The sequence below is a fragment of the Labrys sp. F242 genome, from assembly GCF_057813875.1.
In genome coordinates, this window is sequence record NZ_JBVASG010000002.1 from 242,328 (window position 1) to 267,171 (window position 24,844).

The 24,844-nt window shown below is 63.9% G+C and carries 25 protein-coding genes; 15 read left to right on the top strand and 10 right to left on the bottom strand.

Annotation, left to right across the window (positions count from 1 at the left end):
• Window positions 1–107: 107 nt before the first annotated feature.
• On the top strand, window positions 108–413 hold the full coding sequence (locus ACZYTC_RS16700) for a hypothetical protein (RefSeq protein ID WP_441772873.1): 306 nt from the start codon (window positions 108–110) through the stop codon (window positions 411–413).
• A gap of 150 nt (window positions 414–563) precedes the next feature.
• On the opposite strand, the gene ACZYTC_RS16705 is transcribed toward ACZYTC_RS16700, so the two are convergent.
• The 3 genes from ACZYTC_RS16705 to ACZYTC_RS16715 form a co-directional block, all read right to left on the bottom strand.
• On the bottom strand, window positions 564–1,925 hold the full coding sequence (locus tag ACZYTC_RS16705; protein ID WP_488990121.1) for an ABC1 kinase family protein: 1,362 nt from the start codon (window positions 1,923–1,925) through the stop codon (window positions 564–566).
• A gap of 107 nt (window positions 1,926–2,032) precedes the next feature.
• On the bottom strand, window positions 2,033–2,491 hold the full coding sequence (locus ACZYTC_RS16710) for a YaiI/YqxD family protein (protein ID WP_434959361.1): 459 nt from the start codon (window positions 2,489–2,491) through the stop codon (window positions 2,033–2,035).
• 89 nt (window positions 2,492–2,580) lie between these two features.
• On the bottom strand, window positions 2,581–3,273 hold the full coding sequence (locus ACZYTC_RS16715; RefSeq protein WP_488990122.1) for a hypothetical protein: 693 nt from the start codon (window positions 3,271–3,273) through the stop codon (window positions 2,581–2,583).
• 148 nt (window positions 3,274–3,421) lie between these two features.
• On the opposite strand from ACZYTC_RS16715, the gene ACZYTC_RS16720 reads away from it, so the two are divergent.
• The 3 genes from ACZYTC_RS16720 (at window position 3,422) to ACZYTC_RS16730 (ending at window position 7,224) form a co-directional block, all read left to right on the top strand.
• Window positions 3,422–4,756, top strand: coding sequence for an RsmB/NOP family class I SAM-dependent RNA methyltransferase (locus tag ACZYTC_RS16720; RefSeq protein ID WP_488990123.1), 1,335 nt, complete (start codon window positions 3,422–3,424; stop codon window positions 4,754–4,756).
• 342 nt (window positions 4,757–5,098) lie between these two features.
• Complete coding sequence (locus tag ACZYTC_RS16725) at window positions 5,099–6,811, top strand: heparinase II/III family protein (RefSeq protein WP_434959358.1); 1,713 nt, start codon at window positions 5,099–5,101, stop codon at window positions 6,809–6,811.
• A 5-nt stretch (window positions 6,812–6,816) separates the two neighbouring features.
• Entirely contained in the window at window positions 6,817–7,224 is a 408-nt protein-coding gene (locus ACZYTC_RS16730) for a hypothetical protein (protein WP_488990124.1), read from the top strand.
• Window positions 7,225–7,339: 115 nt separating this feature from the next.
• Here ACZYTC_RS16730 and ACZYTC_RS16735 read toward each other — a convergent pair whose 3' ends face one another.
• Complete coding sequence (locus ACZYTC_RS16735) at window positions 7,340–8,032, bottom strand: DUF899 domain-containing protein (protein ID WP_488990125.1); 693 nt, start codon at window positions 8,030–8,032, stop codon at window positions 7,340–7,342.
• Between the two features lie 2 nt (window positions 8,033–8,034).
• Window positions 8,035–8,328: a hypothetical protein gene (locus tag ACZYTC_RS16740; RefSeq protein ID WP_488990126.1), complete on the bottom strand. Its 294-nt coding sequence runs from the start codon at window positions 8,326–8,328 to the stop codon at window positions 8,035–8,037.
• 378 nt (window positions 8,329–8,706) lie between these two features.
• Between ACZYTC_RS16740 and tehA the strand changes: the two genes are divergently transcribed.
• Window positions 8,707–9,690, top strand: a complete 984-nt coding sequence (gene tehA, locus ACZYTC_RS16745) for a dicarboxylate transporter/tellurite-resistance protein TehA (RefSeq protein ID WP_488990127.1) — start codon at window positions 8,707–8,709, stop codon at window positions 9,688–9,690.
• A gap of 177 nt (window positions 9,691–9,867) precedes the next feature.
• Here the strand turns inward: tehA and ACZYTC_RS16750 are convergent, their stop codons facing one another.
• Window positions 9,868–10,275 carry a hypothetical protein gene (locus ACZYTC_RS16750; protein WP_488990128.1) on the bottom strand — a complete coding sequence of 136 codons (408 nt, stop codon included), beginning with the start codon at window positions 10,273–10,275 and terminating at the stop codon, window positions 9,868–9,870.
• A 294-nt stretch (window positions 10,276–10,569) separates the two neighbouring features.
• Between ACZYTC_RS16750 and ACZYTC_RS16755 the strand changes: the two genes are divergently transcribed.
• Window positions 10,570–12,507: an ATP-binding protein gene (locus tag ACZYTC_RS16755; protein ID WP_488990129.1), complete on the top strand. Its 1,938-nt coding sequence runs from the start codon at window positions 10,570–10,572 to the stop codon at window positions 12,505–12,507.
• Between the two features lie 417 nt (window positions 12,508–12,924).
• On the opposite strand, the gene ACZYTC_RS16760 is transcribed toward ACZYTC_RS16755, so the two are convergent.
• Both ACZYTC_RS16760 and ACZYTC_RS16765 read right to left on the bottom strand, forming a co-directional pair.
• Window positions 12,925–14,691 (bottom strand): RNA-directed DNA polymerase, encoded by a 1,767-nt coding sequence (locus ACZYTC_RS16760; RefSeq protein ID WP_488990130.1) that lies wholly within the window; start codon window positions 14,689–14,691, stop codon window positions 12,925–12,927.
• 243 nt (window positions 14,692–14,934) lie between these two features.
• Window positions 14,935–15,831, bottom strand: a complete 897-nt coding sequence (locus ACZYTC_RS16765; RefSeq protein WP_488990131.1) for a LysR family transcriptional regulator — start codon at window positions 15,829–15,831, stop codon at window positions 14,935–14,937.
• Between the two features lie 129 nt (window positions 15,832–15,960).
• Here ACZYTC_RS16765 and ACZYTC_RS16770 point away from each other — a divergent pair, with 129 nt between their 5' ends.
• From ACZYTC_RS16770 to ACZYTC_RS16790, 5 genes are all read left to right on the top strand, one after another.
• On the top strand, window positions 15,961–16,440 hold the full coding sequence (locus ACZYTC_RS16770; protein WP_488990132.1) for a carboxymuconolactone decarboxylase family protein: 480 nt from the start codon (window positions 15,961–15,963) through the stop codon (window positions 16,438–16,440).
• Window positions 16,441–16,592: 152 nt separating this feature from the next.
• Window positions 16,593–17,510 carry an MBL fold metallo-hydrolase gene (locus tag ACZYTC_RS16775; RefSeq protein ID WP_488990133.1) on the top strand — a complete coding sequence of 306 codons (918 nt, stop codon included), beginning with the start codon at window positions 16,593–16,595 and terminating at the stop codon, window positions 17,508–17,510.
• Between the two features lie 226 nt (window positions 17,511–17,736).
• Window positions 17,737–18,489, top strand: a complete 753-nt coding sequence (locus ACZYTC_RS16780) for an SDR family oxidoreductase (RefSeq protein WP_488990134.1) — start codon at window positions 17,737–17,739, stop codon at window positions 18,487–18,489.
• A 97-nt stretch (window positions 18,490–18,586) separates the two neighbouring features.
• Complete coding sequence (locus ACZYTC_RS16785) at window positions 18,587–18,997, top strand: cupin domain-containing protein (RefSeq protein ID WP_434959348.1); 411 nt, start codon at window positions 18,587–18,589, stop codon at window positions 18,995–18,997.
• 357 nt (window positions 18,998–19,354) lie between these two features.
• Complete coding sequence (locus tag ACZYTC_RS16790; RefSeq protein ID WP_488990135.1) at window positions 19,355–20,398, top strand: mechanosensitive ion channel family protein; 1,044 nt, start codon at window positions 19,355–19,357, stop codon at window positions 20,396–20,398.
• Here ACZYTC_RS16790 and ACZYTC_RS16795 read toward each other — a convergent pair.
• Window positions 20,304–20,792 carry an RrF2 family transcriptional regulator gene (locus ACZYTC_RS16795; RefSeq protein WP_488990136.1) on the bottom strand — a complete coding sequence of 163 codons (489 nt, stop codon included), beginning with the start codon at window positions 20,790–20,792 and terminating at the stop codon, window positions 20,304–20,306. The two genes, ACZYTC_RS16790 and ACZYTC_RS16795, sit on opposite strands and share 95 nt — an antisense overlap.
• 239 nt (window positions 20,793–21,031) lie before the next feature.
• On the opposite strand from ACZYTC_RS16795, the gene purH reads away from it, so the two are divergent.
• The 4 genes from purH (at window position 21,032) to ACZYTC_RS16815 (ending at window position 24,417) form a co-directional block, all read left to right on the top strand.
• Window positions 21,032–22,621, top strand: coding sequence for a bifunctional phosphoribosylaminoimidazolecarboxamide formyltransferase/IMP cyclohydrolase (purH, locus tag ACZYTC_RS16800; RefSeq protein WP_488990137.1), 1,590 nt, complete (start codon window positions 21,032–21,034; stop codon window positions 22,619–22,621).
• Between the two features lie 354 nt (window positions 22,622–22,975).
• Window positions 22,976–23,440, top strand: a complete 465-nt coding sequence (locus ACZYTC_RS16805) for a hypothetical protein (RefSeq protein WP_441772888.1) — start codon at window positions 22,976–22,978, stop codon at window positions 23,438–23,440.
• Window positions 23,437–24,120 carry an OmpA family protein gene (locus ACZYTC_RS16810; RefSeq protein WP_441772889.1) on the top strand — a complete coding sequence of 228 codons (684 nt, stop codon included), beginning with the start codon at window positions 23,437–23,439 and terminating at the stop codon, window positions 24,118–24,120. Before ACZYTC_RS16805 ends, ACZYTC_RS16810 begins: the two co-directional genes overlap by 4 nt.
• A 57-nt stretch (window positions 24,121–24,177) precedes the next feature.
• Window positions 24,178–24,417 carry a hypothetical protein gene (locus ACZYTC_RS16815; RefSeq protein ID WP_434959343.1) on the top strand — a complete coding sequence of 80 codons (240 nt, stop codon included), beginning with the start codon at window positions 24,178–24,180 and terminating at the stop codon, window positions 24,415–24,417.
• 14 nt (window positions 24,418–24,431) lie between these two features.
• Here the strand turns inward: ACZYTC_RS16815 and ACZYTC_RS16820 are convergent, their stop codons facing one another.
• Window positions 24,432–24,818 (bottom strand): VOC family protein, encoded by a 387-nt coding sequence (locus ACZYTC_RS16820; RefSeq protein ID WP_434959342.1) that lies wholly within the window; start codon window positions 24,816–24,818, stop codon window positions 24,432–24,434.
• Window positions 24,819–24,844: the final 26 nt, after the last annotated feature.

Here is a 24,844-nt window from a genome sequence, read left to right on the forward strand (position 1 = left end):
AAAACTTCGCGAACACTATGTTGATGCCTTACTTATGGCAAAGCTAGGCTCTACTTCTGACATCGCGATGACACGAGAGCACCGCAATATTCCAAAGGGTAAACACGATGAGAATTTTGATCACTTCCGTCTTGGCCGCATGTGGACTGGCAGCGGCAGCGTCCTGCGCCCAGGCCGATGGCATCACCGACTTCTATTCGATCCAGCGCGGCTTCGGTTATGACGAAGCCAAGACACCTGTCGCGCCGGCGGCCATGCCTTTGTGGAACGCCAATGCCGGACAGGGCGTCGATCCAGCGGTGGAGGCGGCGCCCGGCGTGGAAGCGCCCACTGCCCCGATGACGACGCGCCGGGTGCATCACGCCGCCATGCGGCATCCGCTGCATCACCGGAGCGAAGCCCCAGCTTCCTGAATAAGGGGGCAGGAGCGTCACAATGGAGGCTCCTGAGACCTGACTAACCTCCCGTCATTGCGAGCCCAATCGATCCTGAGGATCGATTGGGCGAGACAACTCGGGAGTGGCAGGCTTCACGCTCGGTGACACCTGGAGCCGGTTTCGGCTTTACAAACCAACCTTGGCGAGCGCGGCCTGTTGCCGGGCTGCCACGGTCTCGATCGAAAAGTCCTCGATCGCCGCCTCGAACAGGCGGTGGAAGTTCAGTTCCGCGCGCAAATGCAGGAACACGCCGCCGAGCCCGATCGCGGCGCGATCCATGAACACGAATTCGCGCGGCACCGTCACCGGGCCTTTCTGCTTGAGCGCCTGGTGCACGGCATAGGCTTCCCTTCGGCCATATTCGGACGGGGCTACGCCATCGGCGATGGTGCGCACCCGATCGTCGAGCAGCGGGCCGAAGATGAAGCGGGCCCACAGGTTCAGCGTCTCGATCAGATCCTTGCTCAGTTTTTTGAAGCCCCAGCTCTCATAGGCATGCACCACGCGCTCGGCCTCGCCGTGCAGGAGGCCGCGATAGAGTTCGACCACACCGCCTACGAAGGCCGGCGGGAAGATGCGGATGCAGCCATAATCGAGCAGGTTGATGCCCGCGGGCTCGCCCCCCTCGCTGAACACGGTGTAATTGCCCAGATGCGGGTCGCCGTGGATGATGCCGATATGGGCATAGGGCTGCCACCAGGCCGCGAACATCGACGCCGCCAGCCGGTTGCGCACGGCAAGGTCCTCCTCCTTGAAGGCAAGGATACGCTCACCCGTGAGCCAGTCCATGGTGAGCAGCCGGCCAGTGGAAAGCTCGGGCCATACCCGCGGCGCCCGCACGTCGCTGATGCCGAGCGAGGCGAAGGCGTTGCGGTAGAGCGCGGTATGCTTGGCCTCGCGGCGATAGTCGAGCTCCTCGCGCACCCGCTCGCCGATCTCCTGGTAGATTTCGCGCGTGTCGATGGCCGGATCGAAGCGCCGGTGCAGGGCGAACAGCACCTGCAACTGGGAAAGATCGGCCTCCACGGCCGACTGCATGTCGGCATATTGCAGCTTGCAGGCCAGCGCGGTGCCGTCCTTGGCGGTGGCGCGATGGACCTGGCCGAGCGAGGCGGCCGCCGCCGGTTCGTGCTCGAAGCTGGCGAAGCGCCCGGCCCAGTCCGGCCCGAGCTCGGCCATCATGCGCCGCCTGACGAAGGCCCAACCCATGGGCGGTGCCTGGCTCTGCAGCTTGGAGAGTTCGGCGGCATAATCAGGCGGCAGCGCATCGGGAATGGTGGAGAGCAGCTGGCCGACCTTCATCAGCGGCCCCTTCAGCCCGCCGAGCGCCTTGGCCAGCGCCGCCGCATTGGAGCTCGAGGAAGCCCCGCCCCCCATGAGCCGCGAACCGGCCATGCGGGCCGCCACGCCGCCGACATTGACGCCGACCCGGGCATAACGCCTCGCTCTGGCCGAAAGCCGGTTCGCCTCGTCGTCATGCTCGGACATGAAAATCTCCTGGCTGCCCCACTCTAGATAGGCGCACGCCGCCGAAGCGCCAAGCGACAGGGTGGCGCAGGGAATGCGGGAGCCCTTCTCCCCACCGGACGGAGCCGTTACCCGCCCGCCCGCTTCAGCCGCATGATCGCCGTGTCGAGGGCCTGCAGGAAGGCCGAGCGGTCCTTGGCGGCAAAGGGCCTCGGGCCGCCGGTCATCTCGCCGGTGGAGCGCAGGTGCTCCATCAGGTTCCGGGTGGCGAGCGCCATGCCGATGGAGGCTTCGGTGAAGGGCTTGCCGGTGGCGCCTATCACCTGGGCACCGACCGCGATGCAGCGGCTGGCGAGCGGGATGTCGTTGGTGATGACCACGGCCTGCGGCGTCGCGCGCGCCGCAATCCAGTCATCCGCAGCGTCAGGGCCGGCCTGCACCAGCACGAATTCGATGAGGGGATCGCGCGGCACGCGCATGAAGCTGTTGGCGACGACATGGGTCTTGAGCCCGTGCCTGATGGACACGCGGAATACCTCGTCCTTGACGGGGCAGGCATCGGCGTCGACGAAGATCTCGATGGGCATGGTGAGGCGATAACGCCTTTTCGGCCTCAGGGCAAAGCGCGTTTTGGCGAAGAGCCCGTTTTGCCCTCACGCCTCGTTTCGGCGCGTCTTCAGGTGCCATGGCCCGAAGACGGGTCGTCCTCGTGCCCGAGGGATCCCAGCCCCAGGCCCATTCCTCCTCCCATGCCGCCGCCACCGCTCCCACCTTGGCGGCCCTCCTCCTTGCCGCGCTCCCCCTTGCCGCCGCCCGAGGCGGAGGGGCGTGCCGGCCCCTGCGCCGGCAGCTCGATATCGGCGGGGATCGGGGCGAGGTCGAGGGCCTCGCGGATGAAGGCGCGCAGGGAGATCACCAGTTCCTGGGTGTGGACGGGATGGCCGGCGACCAGTTCGCGCGCCGCGCGGCTGGCGAGGCGCACATGCTCCTCGGTGCCGAGCAGGACGATGTCCGACAAGGCCGCCTCGACCGCGTCGCGGATGCGGCGGGCCCTGTCGGAGCGCGCGACCTTGTCGGCGCTGAGGTCGAGCACGTCCGCCGCTCCCTTGGGCGGAGCAGAGGGCCGGCGCAGATCGCGCAGATGCATCGGATCGACGGTAAGGTCGCCGGTAAAGGAGCCGCCGAGCGTGCGATAGGCCGCGATCAAGGTGCGGACCCGCTCGTTGATCTGCCGGTTCAGGCGTTCGCGCCGCTGCTGGATGGTGACCATCGCCAGCAGGCGAATGCCGACGCCGATCAGCGTGAAGAGCGCGAGGCCGATCACCGTTGCCAGCAGGTTCTGCCAGGAGGTGAAATCAATGTTGCGCAAAAGCTCCTCCTCGCCCGCCCGGCATGCCGCTGCTTTTGATGATACGGATTGCCGGATGAGGCAAGGCGCGCGGCCGGCGATAGCCTGACAGGGGTTCCGCCTTGCGGCCAAATCCTCTATTGAGGCGGCAAATCGGATTGATAGCCCCTTGAACAAGCCCCCCTTTCCCGCCCGCCGCCCCTCCTCCGGGCCCGGCGTTCCCGGCCTTGCCGCCCGCGCCCTCGCGATGAAGGCCGTGGAAGGCGTCCTCGGCCAGGACCTTGCCCTGGAAGATGCCTTCGACGATGCCTCGCTGGACGCGCGTGATCTGGGGCTCGCCCGCATGATCGCCGGCGTCTCGATGCGGCGCTACGGCACCATCGGCACCATCCTCAGCGACCTGCTCGCCAAGGGCATGCCGCGCAAATCCGGCCCGCTGGAAGCCATCCTGATCACGGCGGCCGCCCAGATCCTCTTCCTCGACGTGCCCGACCGTGCCGCCGTCGACCTCGCCGTGCGCCTCGCCCGCGGGGACGATCGCGCCCAGGCCTTTTCCGGCCTCGCCAATGCCGTGCTGCGCAAGATCTCGGCCGGCAAGGAAGAGCTGCTCGCCGCCCTCCCGCCCGAGGCGGATACCCCCTCCTGGCTCTACAAGCGCTGGTCGGCCCAGTATGGCGAGGCGACCGCCGCGGCCATCGCGGCGGCCCAGCGCGTCGAGCCCTCGCTCGACCTCTCCGTGAAGGCGGATGCCGCCGGCTGGGCCGACAGGCTCGGTGGCCGGGTGCTGCCCACCGGCTCGGTACGCACGGCCCATAACGGCCCCGTCCGGGCACTGGAGGGCTTCGAGGCCGGGCAATGGTGGGTGCAGGATGCCGCCGCCGCCCTGCCCGCTCGCCTGCTCGGCGATGTCGCGGGGCTCCGGGTCGCCGATCTCTGCGCCGCCCCCGGCGGCAAGACCGCCCAGGTCGCCGCCGCCGGCGCCAGGGTCACCGCGGTCGACCGCTCGGCGGCCCGGCTGCAGCGCCTCACCGAAAATCTGAAACGCCTCGATCTCAAGGCCGATGTGGTGACGGCCGACATTTTGGCTTGGAAGGCCGAGCCCTTCGACGCCGTCATCCTCGACGCCCCCTGCAGCGCCACCGGCACCATCCGCCGCCATCCCGACGTCGCCTGGAGCAAATCCGCCCGCGACATCGGTGCGGTGGCCGATCTGCAGCGCCGCATGCTCGGCCGCATGGCCAGCCTGGTGAAGCCCGGCGGGCTCCTCGTCTACTGCACCTGCTCGCTGGAGCGGGAGGAGGGCGAAGAGCAGATCGCCCGCTTCCTGGAGGGCAACCAGGATTTCACCCTGGAGCCGGTGCGGCCGGATGACATCGGCGGCATCGAAGGTGCCATCACGCCTGAGGGCTTCCTGCGCACGCTGCCGAGCCTCCTGCCCGATCCCGATCCGGTGATGGCCGGCATGGACGGCTTCTTCGCCGCACGCATGCGGCGGAAGGGGTAGGAGAGCGTGTCATACGCCTCGGCCGTCATCCCCGGCCGAACCGCTCATGAGCGTAGCGAAAGAGGGTGAGGGTATCGTCACAAGCTTCGCTTGTGACTGGGATCCAGGGGCTAGGGTCGAGACCGTTGGCCCCTGGATCCCCTTCCCGCGGCCTTCGGCCGTGCCGGGGATGACATGTCCTGCCTCCTCCCTCGTTTAAAACTGGGGCCATGTCGCTGAAAACACCGGCCCGAGGCTTGCGCGAAGCTCACGCAATGGCCACAAGGAGCCTATCGCCGACGTCGGCATGCCCGCTCCGGGCGCCCGTCCCTTCGTTCCCTTCTCTGGAGGTCCGCGTCAGGAATGAGCCGAGGCACTCTGGGCCCCAAGCTCCGTCTCTCCCTCACTGCTGCCGGCCAATCCGGCCGCGCCGTGCTGACGCGCCTTTACCTCCTGCCTTTCATGCGCTGGCGCTTCGGCCGCGGCGATCCCGAAAAGCTGGTGCTGGCCCCGCAGGACCTGCGGGCCGCCGACCCCACCCGCGCCGCCGAGCTGGTGGACGGCCGCTTCACCTTCGTCGCCAAGACGATCGTGCTCAACGAGGTCTCCCCCTTCGCCATCGCCCCGCCCTCGCCGGCCTGGCGCGAGACCCTGCTCGGCTTCACCTGGCTGAGGCATCTCAGGGCCGCCGACGGCAGCGCCGGCAAGCAGGTGGCGCGCCGCCTCGTCGGCGATTTCGTGCGCTCGAACCTGCGCTTCCAGCCCGAGGCGCTCGACCCGCTGCTGACCGCGCGGCGCCTGCTCGCCTGGGTCTCGATGGCGCCCATGGTGCTCGACGGCGCCGATCGCGGCTTCTACCGCGCCTTCCTGCGCTCGGTCGCCTGGCAGACCAGCTATCTCCTGCATGCCGGCCGCTCCACCACCGACGGCATGCCGCGCCTGCTCTGCGCCATCGCGGTGATGCAGGTGAGCCTCTGCCTCTCCAACAAGGCGGGCCTACGCCGCCCCGCCCAGCGCTGGCTCACGGCTGAGCTCAACCGCCAGATCCTGGCCGACGGCATCCATATCTCCCGCAACCCGCAGGCCAATATCGAGCTGCTGCTCGACCTCTTGCCGCTGCGCCAATCCTTCGCCGCCCGCAATGCCGTCGCCCCGCCCGAACTGATCGGCGCCATCGACCGCATGATGCCGATGCTGCGCTTCTTCCGCCATGCCGACGGCGCCTTCGCCGCCTTCAACGGCATGGGCTACACCCAGAGCCATTTGATCGCGACGCTGCTCGCCTATGACGATGCCCGCGGCAAGCCGGTGCAGAACGCCCCCCATGGCGGCTATCAGCGCCTGGAGGCCAATGGCGCCGTGCTGCTGGTCGATACCGGCAAGCCGCCGCCGGTGAACGTCTCGCAGGAAGCCCATGCCGGCACGCTGGCCTTCGAGTTCTCGGCCGACAATTTCCGCATCGTGGTCAATTGCGGCGCGCCCGCCCCGGGCCGCGAGAACTGGCGCCACCTCGCCCGTTCCACCGGCGCTCATTCCACCGCCATCGTGGCCGACGCCTCCTCCAGCCATTTCGCCGGCGGCACCAGGAAGCCCGGCGCGACCGCGCCGAGCCTGGGCGGCCGGGCCATCCTCTCCGGCCCCAAGCATGTGCCGGTGCAGCGCGAGAACTCGCCGGCGGCCAGCACCATCACCGCCTCCCATGACGGCTACCGCCATGACTTCGGCCTGATCCACCAGCGCGAGCTGACGCTGAGCCAGATCACCGGGGCGCTGGAGGGCCGCGACAGCTTCCTCGACCACAAGGCCGAGCCCTGGAAGGGCAAGGAGCCGGTGCTGCTGCGCTTCCACCTCCACCCCGCCGTCGCCGCCCGGCCCGCCAATGGCGACACCCAGATCGTCATCACCCTGCCGAGCGGCAAGGAATGGCTGTTCCTGGCCGACGTGCCGTTCACGCTGGCGGAAACCGCGCATCTCGCCAACCCCGAGGGGCCGCGCCGCAGCGTGCAGATCGTGATGACCCTGCCGGAGGGCGAGCACACCATGAGCTGGGCCTTCCTGCCGGCCGATCCGGTATGAGGGGAATGGGCTTCATCCCGGCTGCCGCAGTGGCGGCCCTGCTGGCCGGGCCGGCAATGGCCCAGGACCGGCCTGATGACTACATGACCTTCTCCTGCACCCATCTTCCGGCGATGAAGGTCACCCAGCAATTGGTGGCGCTCTATGGCGCCAAGGGCGACAAGCTCGTCGTTGCCTCGGATCTCGAGAACTACCTGGCGCTCGTCTCGATGGACAATGTCGCCAGGCTCAGGAAGGATAAGCAGGCCTACGAGAAATTCTTTCCGGCCCAGCAGGTCGGCGGACAACGCAAGGCACCCGTCACGCTGCACTATTATCTCGGCAAGGACGAGAAAAGCGGAAAGCAGCGCCTGGAGGTGACGAATTCCGCCAATGGCAGGAAGGTGATGGACTGCACGCCGGTGCAGAAATGAACCGGGCTTTTCGATTAAGAAAACGCGTCACAACAAGGAGTTGGTGAGAAAGTGCGATTGAGAGAAATCGCACTTTCTCTAGCGGGTCATCGCGCCGCTACTCTCTCCGGGGAGGCTACTCGTAGCGGTCGTGGCGGCGCACCCAGTCCATGCCCTCGGCCTCGTTGCGGCCTTTTGGTGCGAGATCGAGCATGGCGTAGGTGCCCATCATCACCTCGACGCCGCGCCCATAGGTGGAGTAGGTGCGGAAGACCTCGCCCGCCTCGTTCTTGTAGAAGGCGCTGACACCGGGCCATTCCCCGCCGGTTTCCCGCCATTCCCCGAAATTGTAGTCGATATGTCCGCTGGCGACCTCCTCGGGCGTGAAGCTGACGCGGAAGTCAAAGTTGAAGTCGCTGCCGAAAGACGAGACCCATTTGAACTGCCAGCCCATGCGTGTGCGGTAGCGCTCGATCTCGGCGAGCGGCGCACGCGAGACGGCGATCATGGTGACGTCGTGATGCGCCAGATGCCTGTTCATGCCGTCGGTGTGATCGGCCATGTAGGAACAGCTCGGGCAGCCTTCCTTCCATCCCGGCGCGAACATGAAATGTTGCACCAGAAGCTGCGATCGACCGTCGAAGAGATCGGCCAGCGCGCGCGGACCATCCGGCGTGTCGAACACATAGTCCTTGTCGATGCGCACCCATGGGAGGGCGAGCCGCTCCCTGGCGACCTTGTCGCGAAGATGGGTAAGTTCCTTTTCCGCCTTCAGGAAATTCCGGCGGGCGGTCAGCCATTCACCGTGTGAAACGACAGCGTTCTGCATCGTCAGTCTCCTTCGGTTTGGGGGGTGGGAAGGTTGCGGCGCTGCAAACGGGCGGAAAGGAATTTCAGCCACGCCGAACCGTGAAAAAGGCTCATCAGCAGGTACATCAGGGCCATGTCGTTGATCGGCACGAAGGTCGAGACGGTGGAGCACATCGCCATGGCCGGCGAGCCCGCGGCAGAAATCCCGGCCATCAATGCGAAAGTCGGGGCAGCGGCGAGCCCGAGCCAGCCGGCCATGTCGGTCGTGGGCCCTCGCAACGAGGCGACCATCCCTGCTGATGCAGACATCGTCATTTCCGCTCCTCCGACATTTGCCGTTTCCGGCGTTGCGATACGAAGACGTTATCCCGGCCGATGAGCCCTGCGAGAGTTACAAGTGTGACGGGATTTCAATGGCCTCGCTTGTCACCGCCACCGTACGGCCTCCGCCGAAGGCGGCGGGAAGGAGATCCGGGGCCAAAATCTGCCCCGCAAAAGCAGAGCGTGTTTGGGCGCTAACGCCGATTTGCTCCGGCTCTTTGGTGCGGCGCGTCTTGGCGATTCCGCCAAATCGCAAAACGCTGTAGCCCCTGGATCCCGTTCCCCTCGCTACGCCCGGGGATGACGTGTCACCTATTCTGGTGTTGATACCAGAACCCCTCCTTTGAATTGCCACCTCGTGGGACACAGGCCATGACGCCTTCCGGTTTTCGCTTTCCGCCCGCCGCCTTCTTCGGCATTCCGCTCGGCCTGCTGGCGCTCGGGCTGCTCTGGCGCGGGGCTGAGCGCCTCTGGCTCCTGCCGGCCGGCATCTCCGAGGCGATCCTGGCCATCGGCGCCCTGGTCTGGGCGCTGCTGATCGTGCTGTTCGCCGGCAAATGGCTATTTGCATCGGGCGATGCGCGCGCCGAATTCGCCGATGCGATCCAGTGCTGCTTCATCGGCCTCGCGCCGGTGACGACGATGCTTACCGCCCAGGCCTTGCTGCCCTATTCCCGCACGGGCGGCCTCGTACTGGCGCTCATCGGCACCCTCGGCGCCATCGTCTTCGCCGTCTACCGTTCGGGTGGCCTGTGGCGCGGTGAGCGGGACATCGGCACGGCGACGGCCGTGCTTTATTTGCCAACCGTCGCCGCCAGCTTCGTATCGGCCTCGACGCTGTCCGCCCTCGGCTGGCCGGAATGGGGCCAGTTGGCCTTCGGCGGCGGCGTGTTCTCCTGGCTGGCGCTGGAATCGGTCTTGATCAACCGCCTGCTGCATGGGCCGGCCCTGCCGGAAAGGCTGCGCCCCACGCTCGGCATCCAGCTCGCGCCGCCGGCGGTGGGCGCGGTGGCCTATCTCAATGTCAGCGGCGGGCATGGCGATGTCTTCGCCATGGCGCTGATCGGCTATGCCATCCTGCAGGGCCTGATCCTGCTGCGTCTGCTGCCCTGGATCATGGCCCAGCCCTTCTCCCCTGGCTATTGGGGCTTCAGCTTCGGCGTCGCCGCCCTGCCGACCGCCATAATCCGCCTGGCCGCGGAGGGCACCAGCCCCCCGGCGCAATTGCTCGCGCCGTTCCTGTTCGCCATCGCCAATATAGTGATCGGCCTCCTGGCTGTGGGCAGCCTCTATCTCTTGGCGCGGGGCAAATTGCTGCCGCCTCCTCCCACCCAGCCGACGGGGGCGAAGGCTTGATAGCGCCGGCCTCTTGCAGGGTACCAGCCTGCTTGAGTCTTTACGCTCGACGAGGAGGAGACTGCCTCCGGCACGGCGTCGAGGGCAGGGTTACGTCCTCTGCCAGGACCAGACGCCAGCGGCCACAAGGGAGCGGCAGACGCGATTGGCTGGTCGTTCAAATCGTTGCCGACAGTATCAGTCAACAGTGACGAAGGGGCTTCCAAATACCGCGTCAACCTCACAGGCCAAGCCGTTCAGCGCGGCCGGCAAGGTTCGGAGGCTGGCTTGTATGGTTGGGACACTCACAAGCTCATAAGCGCGCACAGCTTCAGCGCTTAGTCGGTGAAGATCTGTCCAATCATAGACAAACAAGCCGCGCAGGCTCAGTGCAAGGAAGCTCGAAGGATCTGGAATCTGCTCGATCAATCGGGCCTGTCCAATGACCGGTAGATCGAGGAGAGCCCCTTCGATACCCATCATATCGAAATCATGAGCGAGGACGCTCTTCGGGATTGGTCCCTCGCCGGCGGTTATCATCGCCGCGAGTTGACCCATCGAATTCGTAGCCAGCCAAACACAGTCGATTTGATGAGGGTAGTCCATGCGATAGTTCCCGAATACGGTGATGGTGTGTTTAATTTCAATTGAATTCGGCATCGCCAATTAAAGGCACTGTCACCGTAATGACTCGTTTGCCGGGAAAGCGGAAATCGCTCCTCCGATCCACAACGCGGGTGGCGCACTGTCCTCTGAGAGTGTTGAGACCTCGCGCTTAGGAAGGCTAGGCTCTGCGCGATCTTTCGAACCGCTGGTCAGTGCGAGCCCCCTCTGCTTTGAATGCGTCAAGAATACCCTTGATAGTGCGATAGTTTCTGCCTTACGTCTAGGAAAGCGAGCGTGGGGGATATCGTGAACCAGAATAATCTTCTTTACGATGAGCGTTTTTTAGAGACTTACGCTGGGTCGATCATCAACGATCCGCCCACTGCAATAATAGAATTGGTAGCCAACACCTGGGATGCTTATTCGACCAAGGTCGACATCACCTGGCCGGATTTTAAGGAAGGCCAAGTCTTTGAGATCGAGGACAATGGTCATGGCATGACACGCGATGAGTTTCAGCATATCTGGAGAACATTCGCTTACAATCGTATTGCTCATGGCGGTCACAGAGTGAACCCTCCCCCAGATACTGAAGGGGCACCGCGCCAAGTCTTTGGTAAAAATGGAAAAGGAAGATTCGCAAGCTTTTGCTTTGCCTACGAATACCTGATCATTTCAAGAAAAAGCGGCCAAGAATTCGTATGCCGAGTGCGTCGTACTGACAGTGCCCCCCTTGTTTTAGATGAAATCTCGTTCACACCGAAAGGTATTCAAGGCCACGGCACCAAAATTGTCGGCCAAGGGGCTCCTCGAGCTATCCGCCTGACAGAGGATAAAGCGCGCGAAATTATCGGCAGCCGCTTCCTTGCCAATCCGGCATTCAAGGTGAGCATCAATGGTCGCCCGATAACCTTTAGCGACATTCCCAATCTCATCTCGAAAAGCGAAGTAGTGGTCGAAGGGTTGGGCACCGCCGAAATCCTCCAAATTGATACCAAGAAATCAGATAAGAGCACGAGACAACATGGCATCGCGTGGTGGGTTCAGGGTCGAGCGGTCGGCAACTGCAAATGGAGCGGCAGCGATTACGAACGGGTGCTAGATGGCCGAACGTCGGAGGCAAAGCGTTTTACCTTTATCGTCAAGGCGGATTTCCTAAATGAAAAGGATGCGATCCTTGCTGATTGGAGCGGTTTCAATGATGACAACAGCGCGTGGCGTGCCACTCGTGCGATGGTCCAAGACCGCATCCGGCAAATCATTCACGCCGTCGGACAAGGTGAGCGGGAGCAAACCAAAAGCGCGGTGTTCGAGAAGCACGGCAATTCGATCAACCGACTTTCGCCTGTGAGTAAGCAACGTGTTTCAGATTTTATCGATGAGATCGTCGAGAAATGCCCAAATTTAGGGGAGACTGAGGTCTCTCAGCTTACAGGCATATTGACCAAACTTGAACAGTCTCAAACTCAATACGGTTTACTGGAATTGCTGCATAACTGCGAGCCGACGGATTACGACAAACTTCACGAGATACTCAGTCAGTGGACGATAGGCATGGCAAAGGTCGTGCTTGACGAAATCCAAACCCGCTTAAAACTGATCAATGAGCTTCGAATGAAGACTAAGAAAGTCGGAATCGACGAGGTGCACGAACTTCAGCCCCTTTTCGAGCGTGGTCTCTGGATGTTTGGCCCACAATTCGAGAGCATTGAGTACACGTCAAATGTCGGAATGACGAAGGTCATCCAAACAATATTCAAAGATCCGGAAGGTAAGGGCAGTCGCAGTCGCCCGGATTTTGTAGCACTGCCTGACGGTAACGTTGCCTTTTATGGGCGCCCTTCCTTTGACGAAGAATTTGAACAAGCCGGCATCGACCATGTGGTTATAGTTGATCTGAAAACCACCGGTCTACCTCTAGGAAGTGCCGAAAAGGACCAGATCTGGCGATATGTAAAGGAACTGCGGGCTCGGGGCGCTTTGAACGTTCACGCTCAGGTTACCGGCTTTGTTCTGGGAGATCGTATAGCGCCAGGAGAAACCGAGCCGACGAAGCACGGGGAGAACGTCAAGATTGTCCCCATGCTATACAGTATGATCCTTGCGCGGGCGGAAAAACGCCTCTTGAGTCTACATGAACGCGTCAAGGGCGCACCGTTCCTCGTTGAACAGCATGAGGAATTGAAGCGTTTTTTGGAGCCAATTCCGGTCCTACAGACAGAGATGCTCTAACTGTCGCGAAGCGCCAGGAAGACTGTAAAGGGTCGAAACAAGACATTTGCCAGCGAAATCCTCATCAGGCATCCTTCGTCCCTTCGCATCCCCTCTTACCGCCTCTGACGTTGCCTCCAAGTTTTATCCGACTCTGAGTTCGCTCCGGCGGTTGGAGTGGCCCTTCTGGGCGGTGTGAGCCACGGGAATTACGGAATTGCGGTGACAGTGCACGTATTTAATCAGTCCGCTGTCACCGTAATTCAGACACAGTCGACTTGACGATGATAATCCACACAGTAGTTCAAAAATACATCGACAGCGCTTCTAATTTCAATCTAATTCAGCATCGTCAATTAAATGCACTGCCATCGCAATCGCAATGCCAAAAATTAACAGATGACCTTCTTCGGTTATCGTCGCTTGAGAGCGCGCTTTTCACAACACATCATCAGATATGTCGGGGAATTCATCATCCCACCCACCTAAAAGAATGGACAAGCCTGAATCATCACTGCCATAATCTTCTCCCAGCTTCTCATATCGACGCTGGCGGCGCGGCGTGCGGGACTCAACATGGATTGCGCCATGAAGCAGCGCTGAGCGACGCCCATCCAAGCTTGCTTCGAGCAGATGATTGATTGTCGGAAGCTCAAGAGCAATGTTAGTTGCTGTCGTATCGAAAAACGAAATGCGTTGGTCGCGCAACACTCGAAAATGTGGATCGGCGTCAACCGCCGCTTCAGCACCTGGTAGTCCCCAACTCTTGCGAATACCGCTTTCATAAACCAGCATCCAATGCTCTCCAAGGAGATCGTCCGCTGTAACCGTGCCAGTCCAGTCTGAGACCGCACCGCGGCCAGTCAGCAATCGGCGACTTCGCAACATTAGGACAAGACAGGCGCAAAGACTGTTTTCAACCTTTGCGACCAGTTGAGTCGCGCGTTCCCCCAAGCGAATCGAAAGTGAGCGGCAGAGCCACAGCGTCCAAACAACTTCATAATGGTGATTGTAGGGAGCGTGTTCCTCAATCATGCCTTCGGCAAAAACCTTAATACGCTCGCCGAGCGGATAGCCAGCAGCCGCATAGGTGCAAAGGATTTTGACAACCGAATCTAAGCAATTGGAATTTTCTCGAGCAACCCGCAGAAGAAAGGACTCATAGATATCCCAGTTGGCGCGCTGGATCAGACTATGGGACGTCTTGCGGACGGCAAAAGAGGCGATGCTTTCGTCAGGCAAGGTTTTGGACAGACGAACGATCTCGGTAAAGAAACGGATGAGGTCCCGTCGCTGACTGTCGCTTGAATGACTTAATTTCAGCTGCGCAATGTCACCTGGCCAACCTTCTTCATTGAAGCCTAGTGCATCTATAATGTGAGTTTTCGAGGCGTTGAGCTGAAGATCAAAGCTCAGCACAGCATCACGAAGCGCGGCAAGGAATGCTTCCGCGTCGATATGCGAGCCAAAACAGAGGAAGAAATCATCCATATAGCGGTAGCCGCCGGTAAGACGCTTGAAATGGTCCACTCCTATCTGCCGCTCGATGGCGCACAAGATGAGTTCAGAGATAATGCGCGAGCTGTCGGGACCCACTGGGATACCGATTGTCTGCCCGTCCTGGCAGGACCGAAGCAGTGCATCGATCTGGTTGCCATAAACAGAAGCGTCAGTTGTGCTGCGGTTACGTTTGGCGACTCGCTTGCCGTGCAGGGCCCAGGGGATCGAGTGGGTATATATGGAATGATAGAAGCTGAGCACATCGGTCTGTAGTATGGCGCGCGCGGTCGCATAAGCTCCAATGCGCTTCTCACTCAGCAGCGACAGTTTGGGCATGTTAACCGCTCGGTTGCCGGTACTGCTAATCTCGACGGATGTGAGACTGATTGGTGAACGAGCCGAGATCGCCTCGAATTCATCTTGGTGGTCAACAATCGCGCTCGCCAAATAATATTGATTGACTGGATTTGGCACGCCAAGCATGCGCCGGGAATGACCTTTTCGGGCCATGTCGAAGCGCGCATAGCTACTGACACGTGGGTAGAGGCGACGCTGTTGTGCAGAGAGGCCCGCCTCATGTGCCGCCCAATGAGAAACTACATTGGTGATATTACCGGCAAAGACCGCACTGGTGAAGGGTGGTGGCAGTTCCTTAGCGAAATACCCGCGAGCTAGCAGCCCCTCTAGGCGTTCATCACGTGTCATCGGCAAAGCTCCCTCGCGTCTCTTACATTGGGTAATAGGCGAACACGAAGCAAGACTGCTGATGAAGGCAATGCTCTATCCCATATATCTACGAATGTGTCCTCTCCTGACAGGCGATTTTCACATCCTGAACGCAGAAGAATCCGGTCCGATTCAGCTCTTATCTTGATCGCTCAACCCAAGGTGACTGGCCTAACTAAAATCGGATGTTGCGAGCATCTGTTGCCGTCGTCGACCTCCCCCTCACCCCATCATCGCATCACCCCGCACCGCCTCCACCACGAACTCCATCACCGCCTTCACCCGTTGCGGCAGGTTCCGCCGCGAGGGATAGACAAGCGTGATCGGCAACCTGGCCGGCGGGAAGTCCGGCATCAGGCTGACGAGGCGGCCGGCCGCGATGTCGGGGCCGGCGAGGATGTGGGAGAGGATGGCAAGGCCCCCGCCCGCCAGGGTGGCGCGATGGATGGCGACGGCGCTGTCGGCCGTCAGCCGCGGGGCGATGCGAAGGCGCGTCTCGTCGGCGCCGTCGGAGAAGGACCATTGGCGCCCGTCGCCGGCGCGGGCGTAGCAGATGCAGTCATGGAGCGGCACCTCCTCCGGCCGCGCCGGGGCGGCGCGCCTGGCGAGATAGCAGGGCGCGGCCACCAGGAAGGCCGTGGTCCAGCCGATGCGCCGGCCCGTCAGGCTGGAATCCTCGACGGCGCCGAGCCGCACTTCGAGATCGATGCCCTCGCCGACGAGATCGGAGGGCGCCTCGCGCAAGAGGAGATCGACGCTGAGGCCGGGATGGCGGGCAAGCAGTTCCGGCAGGCGCTCGGCGAGGGCAAGGCCGAGCGGGGCGGGCAGAGAAAGCCGCACCTTGCCGGCGACGACAGCCTCGCCGGTGCCGGCGCTCTCGCCCAGCGCCTCCACCGCCTCGATCACGCGCAGGGCCATCGGGATCAGTCGCTCGCCCTCGGCCGTCAGCGCCAGGGCCACCGTGGTGCGGTGGAGCAGGCGCACCCCGAGCCGCGCCTCCAGCGCCGAGACCTGGCGCGACACCGCCGGCTGGGTGAGGTCGAGATCGGCAGCCGCCGCGGTGAAGGAGCCGGTCTGCGCCACGCGCAGGAAGGTCCGCAAGGCGCCAACGATGTCCATTCCCCACCCCCATACTTTTGCGCATAGGCCTTATGCCCGGAGTTTAGGCAGGTAAGGCTTTACTGTCCAGCTATTACGGATATTTTATATCCATAAGGATATTATATATCCTTAATAAGGGAAACGGACATGAGCCAGCGCCTGAATTACGCCCAGCAATCCCCGGACCTCTTCAAGAAGCTCTCCGATCTCAGCATGGCCCTGAAGGGCAGCGTGATCGAGGAGAAGCTCCGCGATCTCGTCAACATCCGCGCCTCGCAGCTCAATGGCTGCGCCTTCTGCCTCGACATGCATGTGAAGGAGGCCAAGATCCACGGCGAAAGCGAGCTGAGGCTCTACCATGTCGCGATCTGGCGCGAATCCAACCTGTTCGTGCCGCGCGAGCGCGCCGCTTTGGCCTGGACCGAGGCGGTGACGAAGCTGCCGGAGGGCGGCATTCCCGACGAACTCTATGAGCGCGTGCGCGGCCAGCTTTCGGAGAAGGAGGTTTCCGACCTCACCTTCGCGATCGCCATCATCAACACCTGGAACCGCGCCTCCATCGCCTTCAAGGCGGTGCCGGGCTCGGCCGACAAGCTCTACGGGCTGGATAAGGCCGGGCTGAGCTGAGGACGGAGCGCGGACTTCTCAGCGACATGCCTGCATGTCGCAATGTCCGCTCTTGGAAGCGTTGCGCTCACGAGAAAGGAAAATGCGGACTGGAAGTCCGCGCTCCAGAAAACATCCACCGGCGCCAGAGCCACACTCAACAGGAGGCCAGCATGAGCCTGAACGACACCTTGACGCCCGCCAGGGCCAAACCCGACGACCTCGTGCCCTCGCGCTATGCGGTGCAGATCGGCGAGATCGACGTGCTGATCGTCAGCGACGGCGTGCTGCCGCTGCCGACCCAGATGCTGGGCCACAATGCCGACCCGGCCCAGCGCGCGGCCTGGCTCGACGACATGTTCCTGCCGCAGGACGCCTTCGACTGGGCGCTGAACGTGGTGGTGGTGCGCAGCGGCGCGCAGACCATCCTCATCGATGCCGGGCTGGGGCTCGACCCCGACCTCAACCTGCCGCGGGCCGGCCAGCTGATCAAGCGCCTGGAAGCCGCCGGCATCGATCTCGGCGCCGTGACCGACGTGGTGCTCACCCATATGCATATGGACCATGTCGGCGGCCTGCTGGTCGATGGCGTGAAGGAGCGGCTGCGGCCGGACCTGAAGATCCATGTGGCAGCGGCCGAGGCCAAGTTCTGGGAGGCGCCCGATTTCTCCCATGTCGCCATGCCGGAGGGCTTCCCGGACGCGCTGCGGGCGACCGCCACGCGCTTCGCCAAGGAATATGCCAGCCAGTTGCGGCTGTTCGAGGAGGAGCACGAGGTGGCGCCCGGCGTGGTCGTCTCCCGCACCGGCGGCCATACGCCGGGGCACAGCGTGGTTCGCCTCGCCTCCGGCGGCGACAAGCTGATGTTCGCCGGCGACGCCATGTTCGCGGTCGGCTTCGAGCATCCCGACTGGTTCAACGGCTTCGAGCACGATCCCGAGGAAGCGGCCCGCGTGCGCGTCCGGCTGCTGCGGGAGCTGGCGGGGAGCAACGAGCTGCTGGTCGCCACCCACTTGCCCTTCCCCTCGGTCGGGCGCGTGGCCGTCGACGGCGAGGCCTTCCGCTGGGTGCCGGTGTTCTGGGATTACTGAGCGCTTTGCCCCGGTAGCGCAGCGCCTCCGAGTGCGGACACCCCATCATACGCGCCAAGATGCGGTGAAAGGTGCAACGCCAGCCACTCCTTCGCCCCGTTCTTACGGGGAGAGGGGGCACAGACGTCGAGCCCTATCGGTATCCGGTCATCTCGCCCGCCCCTTCGTCTCGCGTGCGTCTAGGCGAGACGTCCGCGCTCCCGGAACCATCACAAAGGAGATCCCCATGAAAATCGTCATCATCGGCGGCACCGGCCTGATCGGCTCCAAGACCGTCACCCGCCTCGTCGCCAAGGGCCATGAGGTGATCGCCGCCTCGCCCAACACCGGCGTCAACACCATCACCGGCGAGGGCCTCGCCGAGGCGCTCAAAGGCGCGCAAGTGGTGATCGACCTCGCCAATTCGCCCTCCTTCGAGGACAAGGCCGTGCTGGCGTTCTTCGAGACCTCCGGCCGCAACCTGATCGCGGCAGAGAAGGCGGCCGGCGTCGGGCATCACATCGCCCTCTCGGTCGTCGGCACCGAGCGCCTGCAGGACAGCGGCTATTTCCGGGCCAAGCTCGCCCAGGAAAAGCTGATCAAGGCCGCCGGCATCCCCTTCACCATCGTGCACTCCACCCAGTTCATGGAGTTCCTCGGCAGCATCGCCCAGTCCGGCGCGGTGGATGGCAGCGTGCATCTGTCGCCCGCCTTCGTGCAGCCGATCGCCTCCGATGATGTCGCCGACGCCATGGCCGAGGTGGCGCTGGCCGCGCCGGTCAACGGCACGGTGGAGATCGCCGGCCCGGAGCGCTCGCGCCTCAGCGACCTCGTCGCCCGTTATCTCAAGGCCAGCGGCGATCCCCGCACGGTGGTTGTAGACCGCGAGGCCCGCTATTTCGGCGCCCGCCTCGAGGACGGCTCGCTGGTCAGCGACGACAATCCCCGCCTCGGCCGCATCGGCTTCGAGGAGTGGTTCGCCAAGAATCCGAGGAAGTGAGCAGCGGCACCTCGCCGCGAAGAACGCAGGTAGCCTTCTCCACGCAGTGGGGAAGGCTTCCCGCGCCAGATCATCCCCCCAACCAGGAACCCCAGCCATGATCCGCCCGCTTCTCGCCGCCTTCGCAATCTCCGCCTTGCTCACCGCCCCGGCCGCCGCCGACGGCAAGGCCGCCAAGGTCTCGCTCGTCTATGAGCATGAGCTGCCCAATGTCCCCGGCAAGAGCCTGAAGGGCGTGCTGGTCGAATACGGCCCCGGCGGCTTTTCCGAGGGCCACACCCATCCCGCCTCGGCCTTCATCTACGCCACCGTGCTGGAAGGGGCGATCAAGAGCCAGGTCAATGACGGGCCGGTGAAGGTCTACCGCGCCGGCCAGAACTTCTCCGAAATGCCGGGCGACCGCCACGGCGTCAGCGCCAACGCCAGCAAGACCCGGCCCGCCAAGCTGCTGGCGGTGTTCGTGGTCGACACCGCCCAGAAGGAACTGACCTTCCCGCTGCAGAAATAAGGCGTTGCGGCTGGGCTTGGCGCAGCGCGAAAAGCCCCCTCCCCACAGTGGCCGATGCACACATCTCCGCATTGCCAGTCTATGGCGCCGGAAATCCTTCCCCGACTTCGGGGAAGGTGTCATTTCGCAGAAATGACGGAAGGGGGAGAGTGGCACCAATAGGCCGGAAAATGGTGAGAACGCGCACCCTCCCCCACCCGAGCCGGCTTTACCGGCCCGGCGCGCACAAACTGTGCGCGCGACCTCCCCGAAACCGGGGAGGGATTCCCGCGCTTTACCTGTCCTGGTCGAGGGCTTTTCGAGCCGTTCTCGACACGGCCGAGATACCCGCATTTCCCCCCCACCGAGCCCCCAGCCATGGTCGATGATCCCGCCTTCCTGCCCCTCGTGCTGATCGACCTGCTCGGACTTGCCGGCATCATCGTCTGGCATCTCCAGGGGCGCCGGCGCCCGCGGGCGCGCCTGATCGTGCAGATCCTGTTCTTCGCGGCGATGACGGCCCTCGTCGCGTTCAACGGCATCTGGCCGCATCAGCTCGGCGCCAACGAGACCACCGGCCTTGCCGCCTTCGTCGCGAAATCGGCGCGGGTGCTGTGGTGGACGCATCTGGCCTGGGCCGTCATCGGCGTGATGCACATCTATATCGCCATCGACCGCCGGCCCCGCGAGGCCCATCTCCTGCAGGATCTGTTCGTGGCCCTCGCCTATCTCGGCGTCGCCCTCTCGATCTTGGGCTTCGTGTTCGGTGCGCCGGTCGGCACGCTGGTGGCGACCTCCGGCGTGGTCGCCGTCATTCTCGGCCTCGCTTTGCAGAACACGCTCGGCGACGTCTTCTCCGGCATCGCGCTGACCGTGGGGCGCTCCTATGCCATCGGCGACTGGATCGTGCTGAGCGACGGCACCGAGGGGCGCGTGGTCGAGACCAATTGGCGCGCCACCAACCTGGTCACCGGCGCCCATAACCTCGTGGTGCTGCCCAACAGCCTGCTGGCCAAGCTCAGCCTGACCAATCTCAGCCGCCCCGACGAGACCCACTGGATCAGCCAGAGCGTACGGATCGCGGCCAGCCACAACCCGCACGACAGCATCGAGACGCTCAGGGCCGTGCTGCGGGCCTGCGACGAGATCCTCAGGGATCCCGCGCCGATCGTGGCGCTCAAGACGATCGATGCGCTGGCGATCGAGGCCGAGCTGCAGTTCTGCGTGGCCAGTCCGGCGCGCCGCACCCCGGCGCGAAACGAAGTGCTCGACCGGCTCTACCGGACCTATGGCGCGGATGGCCTCGCCTTCGCGCCGGCAGTGGCTCTCATCCAGCCCGCGCCAGCACCCATTCGAAGCTATCCTTCCACAGCTGCTCGGGAATCTCCTGCGACAGGATGCCGACCAGATCGGACAGCCTGACGCTGCGCAGCTTCTCGCGCCAGGCCTCGTCCGCCTCCCACATGATGCGCGCCACGGCGCAGGGCCCGCTCTCGCAATAGCCCTTGGGGCGACAGGGATTGTTGGCGCGGATATTGCTGCACACGAAGGTGCGCGCCGGCCCTTCAACCGCCTCGACGATCTCGAGGAAGGTCAGCTCGGCCGGGGGCCGCGCCAGCCGGTAGCCGCCGGAGGGACCGAGCGTGGTATCGACCAGCCCGGCCTGCGACAAATGCTGCAGGGCCTTGGAGAGATATTCCTTCGGCACGCCGTGGAACTCGGCCAGCGCCTTGGTCGAGAGGTAGCGCCCCGCCGGCAGGCCGGCGAGGATCGCACAGCAATGCAGCGCCCATTCGACTTGGCTTTTCAGGATCATGCGTTCATTCCGCAGCGGCAGTACGCGCCGATAATTACGGATATACGATATCCCTATTGATGCAGCGTGTAAATGCGGGGTGTCCCGGGTGCTCGGACGTCTCGTCCGCTCTTCCTTTCTTTCCTTCCTGCCTGCACAGCGTTTCCAAGAGCGGACTGGAAGTCCGCGCTCCAAAAATCTCCCCCTTCCCCTCATCTTGCGCTATCAAGCGGCCAAACCCTGCCTCGGAGATTTCAACCTTGACCGCTGCCGCCCCCATCGCCCGCGCTTTGCTGTCCGTTTCGGACAAATCAGGCCTGATCGACTTCGCCAAAGGCCTCGCCGCCCATGGCGTCGAGCTGGTCTCGACCGGGGGCACGCGCAAGGCGCTGGAGGAGGCCGGCCTCGCCGTCAAGGACGTCTCCGACCTCACCGGCTTTCCCGAGATGATGGACGGCCGCGTCAAGACGCTGCATCCCAAGGTGCATGGCGGCCTGCTCGCCATCCGCGGCAACCAGGAGCACCGCGCCGCCATGGCCGCGCACGGCATCGGCCCGATCGACCTCCTCGTCGTCAATCTCTACCCTTTCGAGGCGACGCTGGCCCGCGGCGGCAGCTTCGAGGACCTGATCGAGAACATCGACATCGGCGGTCCCGCCATGATCCGCGCCGCCGCCAAGAACCATGACGACGTCACCGTCATCGTCGACGTCGCCGACTACGACGACGTGCTGGCCGAGCTTGCCGAGAACGAAGGGGCGACCAGCCTTACCTTCCGCCGCCGCATGGCCGCCAAGGCCTATGCCCGCACCGGCGCCTATGACGCCGCCATCTCCAACTGGTTTGCGGCCACCCTGGAGGAGGACACCCCCACCTTCCGCGCCTTCGGCGGCACGCTGGCCGAGGCGTTGCGCTATGGCGAGAACCCGCATCAGAGCGCGGCCTTCTACCTCACCCCCGAAAAGCGCCCGGGCGTTGCGACCGCCCGCCAGCTCCAGGGCAAGGCGTTGTCCTACAACAACCTCAACGACACCGACGCCGCCTTCGAATGCGTGGCCGAGTTCGACCCGGCCAAATCGGCGGCGGTGGTGATCGTCAAGCACGCCAATCCCTGCGGTGTCGCCGAGGCGCCGACGCTGCTCGAAGCCTATGAGAAGGCCTTTGCCTGCGACCCCGTCTCGGCCTTCGGCGGCATCATCGCGGTGAACCGCACGCTCGATGCCGACACGGCCCGCAAGATCGTCGAGATCTTCACCGAAGTGATTGTCGCCCCCGACGCCAGCGAGGACGCCATCGCCATCATTTCGGCCAAGCGGAACCTGCGCCTGCTCGTCACCGGTGCCCTGCCCGATCCGCGCGCGGAGGGCCTTACCGCCAAGACGCTGGCGGGCGGCCTGCTCGTGCAGTCGCGCGACAATGCCGTGGTCGACGACATGACGCTGAAGGTGGTGACCAAGCGCGCACCCACGCCCGAGGAAATGGCCGACCTTACCTTCGCCTTCCGCATCGCCAAGCATGTGAAGTCCAACGCCATCGTCTATGTGAAGGACGGCGCCAGCGTCGGCATCGGCGCCGGCCAGATGAGCCGCGTCGATTCGGCCCGCATCGCCGCCGCCAAGGCAGTCGACGCCGCCAAGTTGGCGGGCCTACCGGAAACCCTGACCAAGGGTTCGGTGGTGGCGTCGGACGCCTTCTTCCCCTTCGCGGACGGCCTGGAGGCCGCGGTGGCGGCCGGTGCCACCGCCGTGATCCAGCCGGGCGGCTCGCAGCGCGACGCCGAGGTGATCGCCGCCGCCGACGCGGCCGGCCTTGCCATGGTGTTCACCGGCACGCGCCACTTCCGGCATTAAGGCCCACCGAACGGGGCGCAAACGGCCTTCTCCGCACGGTGGGAAGGCTGTTTGCTCTTTATGCGTGGTGGCAATAGGCAAAGCGGCGGCTGACCAGCTCGCGCCGCCGACGTCTCCTGCCTGTTCCCACAGGTATAGCTGCCCGGCCTCGCAATGACGCATCCAGGCTGTCGTAATGCCCTGGCCCGGTCGCAGCCTCAACCCTTCTGTCCACAGCCTATAGCTGTAGATGATCCCACAGTTGAACTGCCGACAGGCCCGGTGATAGTTTCGCTCTGAAATCCATAAGCTTGCAGCAATCTTTTGGATTTCATTGGGGTACTGAGGAGACTTGGGGTGCCGGAAAAGTTTGGAATGAAGCCATTTTTTGCGCGCGTGGTCGCGGCCGCCGGCTTGGCGTTGGCGATGGCTGCCCCATCGGTAGCCGAGGAGGCAGCCCGGGTGGTGCATCAGGGCAGCGTGCAGACCAGCGTTCCGGCCGGCGTCACGGTGATCGTCAAGAAGATCACGCTGGGCGATGACGCCACGGTGGTCAGCCTCGTCGCCTCCTTCGACAGCCGGCAGACCAATCGCGTCAATCTCAACGACGTCAACGCCTTCCTCGACATCGGCAACGACCAGAAGCTCAGCCTGCGTCAGCCCGAGGACAATCCCTATCTGATGATCCAGAACGGCCAGAGTATGGATGGCGAACTGGTGTTTCCCGGCCGCATTCCGGCCGATGCCGGCGAGGTCCGGCTGGTCTTCAACGACGGCAATGCGGGCGATGACCTCAACGCCCCCGGCCTGACGCTCAAGATCCCGGTCAAGGCGCAATGAGGCGCCTCGGCGCCGCCGCGGCGCTGCTGGGCCTGGCTCTTCCGGCGCTGCCGGCCTCGGCCCTCATTATCGAGCATCGCCGCGAGCCGATCGGCGGGCAGCCGACCGCGTTTCGCCCCAGCGATATCGGCGCGAGCCGCTGGGACCCCTATGCCTTGCCATCCACGCGCTTTACGCCGCAGGCTCCGGCAAGCCGGCTCGGCCCGGCCGGCAGGGCGACCAGCCTGCGCCTCAGGGAGGTGCCGGCCAAGCTGCGCAGCCGCACGCAGGCGTTGCTCGAGCAGTTCGGTGCCCGCGAGAGCGAGGGCAAGATCCTGATCAGCCTGCCCGGCGACGTGCTGTTCGACTTCGACAAGACCGCCATCCGCGCCGATGCCAAGCCCGTGCTGGCACGGCTCATCGAGGTGCTCAAGGCCTTCCCCAAGGCGCCTGTAGAGATCGGTGGCCATACCGACGCCAAGGGCGAGGACGACTACAATCTCGCTTTGTCCGAACGCCGGGCCGCCTCGGTCAAAGCCTATCTCGCCCGCGGCAAGATCGGTCCCGCGCGCCTGGCCATCAAGGGCTATGGCGAGACTCGCCCCATCGCGCCCAACCAAAAGGCCGGCGGCGCCGACGATGCCGAGGGCCGCCAGCGCAACCGCCGGGTCGAGTTCGAGATCGGCAAGCCGCCCGAATAACGGGCGCTTGCGTCCCGGCGACCAAGCAACCATCACGATCAAGCGAAAGGCGACACCATGGCATTGATTCCCTGCCCTGCCTGTACCCAGCGCGTCTCGGAACAGGCGCTCGCCTGCCCATCCTGCGGGCATCCGATAGCCGCCGTCGGCGAGGGCAAGCAGACGGCCATCCGCGTGCTGGGCGGCGTCGCCGGCACCTATGTGTCGGCCAACGCCCTGGTGCAACTCGTGCTCGGCGTGGTGTTCTGCATCAGCGTGGCCGCGGTGATCATGACGGTCATCATCGTCAACGGCTGAACCGCGGCACCGGCTCAGACCGCCACCTTGGTGCAAATCTCGACCAGGCAACCATTGTTGTCGCGCACATAGGCGACGATCTGGCCCCAGGGCTTCTGCGCCGGCGGCGACACCGCCTGCGCTCCTGCGAACAGGGCCTTCTTGCAGGCGAGTTCGACATCGTCGACCACCAGCGCGATCTCGATGCCCGCCGGCGGCGCATCCGGCCGGTTGGGCTGGAAGGGGCCGGTCATGTCGGTGACGAAGCGTTCATCGGCAAAGCACAGCGAGGTCTCGCCGGTGACGAGTTCGGCGAACTGCCCCTCGGCGATGAAGCGTGTCTCCAGCCCGAAGGCCTGCTTGTAGAAGGCCGAGGTCTCGACGACGTCACGGACATAATGGACGACATAACCGAGCTTCATGGACGTGTTCCCTGTTTGTTCACTTA

Coding starts and splice junctions, on each gene's coding strand:
- ACZYTC_RS16705 (WP_488990121.1), bottom strand. CDS start 1,925: ATGTCCGAGCATGACGACGAGGCGAACCGGCTTTCGGCCAGAGCGAGG.
- ACZYTC_RS16740 (WP_488990126.1), bottom strand. CDS start 8,328: ATGACGATGTCTGCATCAGCAGGGATGGTCGCCTCGTTGCGAGGGCCC.
- ACZYTC_RS16730 (WP_488990124.1), top strand. CDS start 6,817: ATGGGCTTCATCCCGGCTGCCGCAGTGGCGGCCCTGCTGGCCGGGCCG.
- ACZYTC_RS16805 (WP_441772888.1), top strand. CDS start 22,976: ATGAAGCCATTTTTTGCGCGCGTGGTCGCGGCCGCCGGCTTGGCGTTG.
- ACZYTC_RS16780 (WP_488990134.1), top strand. CDS start 17,737: ATGAAAATCGTCATCATCGGCGGCACCGGCCTGATCGGCTCCAAGACC.
- ACZYTC_RS16735 (WP_488990125.1), bottom strand. CDS start 8,032: ATGCAGAACGCTGTCGTTTCACACGGTGAATGGCTGACCGCCCGCCGG.
- ACZYTC_RS16795 (WP_488990136.1), bottom strand. CDS start 20,792: ATGATCCTGAAAAGCCAAGTCGAATGGGCGCTGCATTGCTGTGCGATC.
- ACZYTC_RS16710 (WP_434959361.1), bottom strand. CDS start 2,491: ATGCCCATCGAGATCTTCGTCGACGCCGATGCCTGCCCCGTCAAGGAC.
- ACZYTC_RS16785 (WP_434959348.1), top strand. CDS start 18,587: ATGATCCGCCCGCTTCTCGCCGCCTTCGCAATCTCCGCCTTGCTCACC.
- ACZYTC_RS16700 (WP_441772873.1), top strand. CDS start 108: ATGAGAATTTTGATCACTTCCGTCTTGGCCGCATGTGGACTGGCAGCG.
- ACZYTC_RS16760 (WP_488990130.1), bottom strand. CDS start 14,691: ATGACACGTGATGAACGCCTAGAGGGGCTGCTAGCTCGCGGGTATTTC.
- ACZYTC_RS16810 (WP_441772889.1), top strand. CDS start 23,437: ATGAGGCGCCTCGGCGCCGCCGCGGCGCTGCTGGGCCTGGCTCTTCCG.
- ACZYTC_RS16750 (WP_488990128.1), bottom strand. CDS start 10,275: ATGGACTACCCTCATCAAATCGACTGTGTTTGGCTGGCTACGAATTCG.
- ACZYTC_RS16725 (WP_434959358.1), top strand. CDS start 5,099: ATGAGCCGAGGCACTCTGGGCCCCAAGCTCCGTCTCTCCCTCACTGCT.
- ACZYTC_RS16770 (WP_488990132.1), top strand. CDS start 15,961: ATGAGCCAGCGCCTGAATTACGCCCAGCAATCCCCGGACCTCTTCAAG.
- tehA (WP_488990127.1), top strand. CDS start 8,707: ATGACGCCTTCCGGTTTTCGCTTTCCGCCCGCCGCCTTCTTCGGCATT.
- ACZYTC_RS16775 (WP_488990133.1), top strand. CDS start 16,593: ATGAGCCTGAACGACACCTTGACGCCCGCCAGGGCCAAACCCGACGAC.
- ACZYTC_RS16790 (WP_488990135.1), top strand. CDS start 19,355: ATGGTCGATGATCCCGCCTTCCTGCCCCTCGTGCTGATCGACCTGCTC.
- ACZYTC_RS16765 (WP_488990131.1), bottom strand. CDS start 15,831: ATGGACATCGTTGGCGCCTTGCGGACCTTCCTGCGCGTGGCGCAGACC.
- ACZYTC_RS16815 (WP_434959343.1), top strand. CDS start 24,178: ATGGCATTGATTCCCTGCCCTGCCTGTACCCAGCGCGTCTCGGAACAG.
- ACZYTC_RS16820 (WP_434959342.1), bottom strand. CDS start 24,818: ATGAAGCTCGGTTATGTCGTCCATTATGTCCGTGACGTCGTCGAGACC.